General features: G+C 43.5%; 4 protein-coding genes. 2 read left to right on the forward strand and 2 right to left on the reverse strand.

All coding sequences use genetic code 11. The features are described 5' to 3' along the window. Positions 1-108 precede the first annotated feature (108 nt). Positions 109-1,263, forward strand: a complete 1,155-nt coding sequence (locus tag C6Y39_RS04605; protein ID WP_105930027.1) for an IS110 family RNA-guided transposase — start codon at positions 109-111, stop codon at positions 1,261-1,263. Positions 1,264-1,686: 423 nt separating this feature from the next. On the opposite strand, the gene C6Y39_RS18670 is transcribed toward C6Y39_RS04605, so the two are convergent. Then, positions 1,687-2,082, reverse strand: coding sequence for a hypothetical protein (locus tag C6Y39_RS18670; RefSeq protein WP_146128592.1), 396 nt, complete (start codon positions 2,080-2,082; stop codon positions 1,687-1,689). Positions 2,083-2,197: 115 nt separating this feature from the next. Further along, positions 2,198-2,587 (reverse strand): hypothetical protein, encoded by a 390-nt coding sequence (locus tag C6Y39_RS04610; protein ID WP_146128593.1) that lies wholly within the window; start codon positions 2,585-2,587, stop codon positions 2,198-2,200. A 346-nt stretch (positions 2,588-2,933) separates the two neighbouring features. On the opposite strand from C6Y39_RS04610, the gene C6Y39_RS04615 reads away from it, so the two are divergent. Continuing rightward, positions 2,934-3,890: an IS110 family RNA-guided transposase gene (locus C6Y39_RS04615; protein WP_105930038.1), complete on the forward strand. Its 957-nt coding sequence runs from the start codon at positions 2,934-2,936 to the stop codon at positions 3,888-3,890. Positions 3,891-3,915 lie beyond the last annotated feature (25 nt).

A 3,915-nucleotide genomic window follows, 5' to 3' on the forward strand; every position in this document is an offset into this window, starting at 1 on the left:
CTAGACACAATGACTCCCTGTGAAATGCTAGCCTCCGCATTTTCGTGGGTTAGCTGAAAGCCAGTGCCATAATTAGTTTGCTTAAGACTAAATCATTTGGAGGCTAGCATGAACAAACATAGCATGATTTTTATCGGGTTGGATACACACAAAGAATTCCATGAAGTGGCATATTGTGAGGAACATCGCGGGGCGAGTCCGGTTCATTACGGCCGTATCCCTTCTTCCAAAGTCAGTGTAAAAAAGCTGCTCCGCCAGTTTGAATCTAAATATCCTGGCGCAACACTTCACGTTGTTTACGAAGCAGGGCCATGTGGCTACTGGATATATCGTCTCATTACCAGTCTTGGGCATTGTTGCTATGTAGTGGCTCCGTCTCTTATTCCCAAAAAGCCAGGAGAGCGAATTAAAACCGATCGCAGGGATGCGCTTAAACTCGTTAGGTCACTAAAGTCCGAAGATCTCACGCCTATCTATGTGCCTGAGCCAGAAGATGAAGCGGTTCGGGATTTATCACGTGCTCGTGAAGCGGCAATGAAGGATTTAAAAGAAGCAAAGTATCAACTCAAAGCCTTATTACTTCGCAACAACATACGTTATGAAGGCACTGCCAACTGGTCGAAGAAACACCTTCGCTGGCTCACCGAACTGATTTTGCCTCATCCAGCCCAGCAAATTGTCTTGCAGGAACAACTGCAAACCATTGAGGAACGTATCCGGCGACTGGAAAGGCTCGACAATGAGTTAACCCACCATGTACACCAATGGCGTTATTACCCAGTAGTGAAAGCCGTTCAGGCGATGCGAGGCGTTCGATTGCTCGTTGCTGTTGGTGTGGTGGCAGAGCTCGGTGATTTACACCGCTTCGACCATCCCAGAAAGCTCATGGCTTATCTGGGCTTAGTTCCCAGTGAACAATCATCAGGTGGAAAGCGACACTTAGGAGCCATTACAAAAGCAGGAAATGGTCGAGCAAGGCGTTTACTGATTGAGGGGGCGCACAGCTACCGTTATCCGGCTAACGTCTCTACTGAATTACAGTTAAGGCAGGAAGGCTTACCTAAAGACATCGTCGATATCGCTTGGAAAGCACAGCTTCGCTTGTGCAAACGCTATCAGCGCATGAGTAAAAAGGGAAAGCACTACAATTTAATCATTACCGCGATAGCTAGAGAAATGGCGGCATACATCTGGGCTATTGCAAAGGAAGTGGTACTTACGCCGGTTAATCCAAAACTAAGACTGAGCCGTGTACCTGCATGATAAACGAGTTTGAGCTAACGCATTCGGATCAGGCCGCGGGATGTGGCACAACCTACGAGGGCGTTATGATGGCAATCACTTAATGGTGATTGATCCACGAGCCTAGACTGATGAGAAGGTGCTACGGCGGAACATGTAAGGTCAGCTCTGCTTATTCAATGAATAAGTAACCTACGAATACCAGCATACCAACCGACGACATTACTGCCTCATCCGGTGCGTTAGCTCAATTTATTATGAGTGAGAAACAAAGCTAATTATGGGCTGAAAGAATGTCAGGGATGCACTCGCTCAGGGTTGACAAAGGGAGTCATACCAACACCCCACTAAGGGGCGATAACACATGGGCTAAAATTTGGAACGAAGTGACGCAGCCCATGTGTTAGCGTCCCAGCGAGCAGCGCGAGCGCCTTGAGTGTTTTGTTATATGCTACTCTTAAAAATCCTAATACTACCACTAGTAAACGCACCACTGTCGTATCGTTTTATAGAAGTAGCGAGTTCTTCCAAAGTACAACACTCTAGTTCAGTTCTAAATGGTAATGTATTGTGATTTGTTGAGACTGCACTTACGCGAATTTGTGACGACATCTCATCGAGCCATGCGTAAAACAATTTTTCGTTACCATTATTACTTAAACTGTATATCGACAAAGCACGAGATAAAAACAACTCAATATCCCTTTTAGTGGTTAGAGTAGCATCCTGCTTACTAAAACCGAATGAAACCAGATTTTCATTGGCTTCCTGATTTATATCTGAAGAACTTTGAAGAGTTAGTTTTTCTTCTAGTTGTTTTAATTCTTTATTTAAAATCATGAGATGCTTACTGGCATATAACACCTAAATATGGGGCACAAACAGGCAGGCTATAATGGCGAAGCCGCCTGCCTGTTTGTGTCCCAGCCCGCCTGCGGGCGACATTATTTTTTTGTTAGGAGACATAGCTTGATACCTCCTTGTTTTTATAGCCGACTTTGGTTGCTACGAACATAACCATAATTGAAATTGAAGCGTCAAAGGCTAAATTAGTAGAAATATAACCACCGCCAACAAACAACATAAGTACGAAAGTTGATATTAAAAAACTGCAAACATACATCACAAACGCATGCAAATATGGCTTTTTATTTACACCTGTAGCGAACCACCAGAAAACCACAAAGGTTACAGCGCCACCTACAATATACGACGTAGCCAAGAATGAAAAAGCAGTAGTAGCGATCCCAAAACGACTAAACACTAAAACCAAAATCGCCACACTCAATGCGGGCAAAAGAATTGATAAAGGGATAAACATAAAAATCCTTTTATACTGCAACATTCCCTTGTCTCCTAACTTTTAAATAAGGGGCGCAGACATGTGGGCTAAAATCCGAACGAAGTGAGCAGCCCACATGTTTGCGTCCCAGCCCGCGCAGCGGGCGTACTTAATTTTTTTGTATGGATAATTACCCACCTAACTTAAATCCTTTTTCATCAATTTCGGGTAATGTGAGACCCAGGCTTTAGCAGCAACTAAAGCTTTCTATTTGGCAGTTCGATTAATTTTTGGCTCCTCAATTGAGAGACCGATAACAAGAAAGAACGCCTCATAGGACTCCAAGCACCACACTCGAATAGTCTACTGGGTCTCGAACCCGCATTATGCAAGCAAGAGTCAGCTTATTATGAACACTATTACAAAGCAAAAAATTAACGTTGGGGTAGATACTGGCAAATCACAGCTTGATATTTACATACGGCCTTTGGATATCTTTTTCTGTGTAGAAAACAATGAAAGAGGGATAAAAGAAGCGATTGTCGAACTCAAGAAATATCAGCCCGAAAGAATAGTTGTTGAAGCGACGGGCAGATTAGAAATGCCTTTTGCAATGGCGTGCGCTGAGGCAAAACTTCCATTTGTCATTGCCCATCCAGTTCACATAAAACGATTTGCTGGTGCGATAGGGCGGCGAGCTAAAACTGACAAGCTCGACGCTAAACTAATAGCGCACTTTAGTGAGGTGATAAAACCTGACTTAACTCAGCTGAAGCCAAAAGCCATGCGCGCTATGAGCGATTTAGTCACGCGTCGTAATCAACTCCTTTCCATGCAAACAATGGAAAAAAATAGAATTCAAATCATGCCCAAAGACCTTGCGATGACGATAAAACCGATATTAACGGCTTTGGGTAATCAGATAAAAAAGGTCGAAGAAAAAATCCTGAAGATGATTGAGTTGACGCCGGAATTTAAAGCGAAAGATCAACTGCTTCAAAGCATGAATGGTGTTGGAAAAGTCGCAGCTGCGTCAATAATAAGTAATCTACCTGAGCTTGGTTATATGACGAACAAACAAGCAGCAGCCTTAGTTGGTGTTGCACCGATGAGCAAAGAAAGTGGGCGGTATAAAGGGCATCGGAAAATACAAGGTGGCCGTCACCAAGTAAGAACAGTACTCTTTATGGCTGTGATGTCGGCGATTCAATCAAACCCTGTATTTAAATCTTATTACGGTAAGTTAGTAAGCGCAGGAAAGCCTAAAAAGGTGGCTTTGATTGCCTGTGTGAGAAAGATGGTAATAGTACTGAATTCAATGTTGAGAGATGGTGTGATGTGGGAAGCGCCAAAGGCTTTAAATTAACTATTGACGCCATAGTCTCTTGTTA

Origin of the sequence: Alteromonas gracilis (genome assembly GCF_002993325.1) — a bacterium.
GTDB lineage: Bacteria > Pseudomonadota > Gammaproteobacteria > Enterobacterales > Alteromonadaceae > Alteromonas > Alteromonas gracilis.